This window comes from Bartonella sp. TT29SHDZB (assembly GCF_042193395.1).
Classification (GTDB): domain Bacteria; phylum Pseudomonadota; class Alphaproteobacteria; order Rhizobiales; family Rhizobiaceae; genus Bartonella.
Window position 1 is genome coordinate 1 of sequence record NZ_JBHILQ010000198.1, and the last position, 503, is coordinate 503.

Here is a 503-nt window from a genome sequence, read left to right on the forward strand (position 1 = left end):
AAACAGCAAAGTAGTGAAATTTGCTGATGATTTTGAGAATAGAGATGCGTTTAAATTGACAGAAAGGCACCGTACAGAGCGATTTAAAGATTTTGTGATAAAAACCACATTGAAATTAAAAACGCTTCTGTACGGTCCATTTTGAGGCAAATAAACCCATTGGTAAAGTTATGGATTTAGATAGGGGATATTAAACCAGATGTTTTTAAAAAAACGTAAACAGAAAGGGCAAAAAAAGTTCGTTGCAACGGCGGTGGGGCATGCACCATGGGGATTAGGGGTAGCAGAGTATTTTTATAACCTTTACGAATATGATGATGGCACAAGAGAATACGAAGAATTTGACGGTGGTCAATATCATGATATGCCTGAGAATGTTGATTACAGTACCAAGGCTCAAGTGAAAGCTTGGATATATGGGGGTGGTATTCCGAAAAGCGTTCTCAATTACGAACCTCTTATAGACGAGATCAATAAAGAGATCAAAAAATTATCGAAAACCG

Annotated in this window: 1 protein-coding gene; it reads left to right on the forward strand. The window is 37.2% G+C overall.

Going from position 1 to position 503, the window contains the following annotated elements; all coding sequences use genetic code 11:
- Positions 1-199 precede the first annotated feature (199 nt).
- On the forward strand, positions 200-503 hold a 304-nt coding region (locus tag ACFIJJ_RS10265; protein ID WP_375646880.1), incomplete at its 3' end, for a hypothetical protein.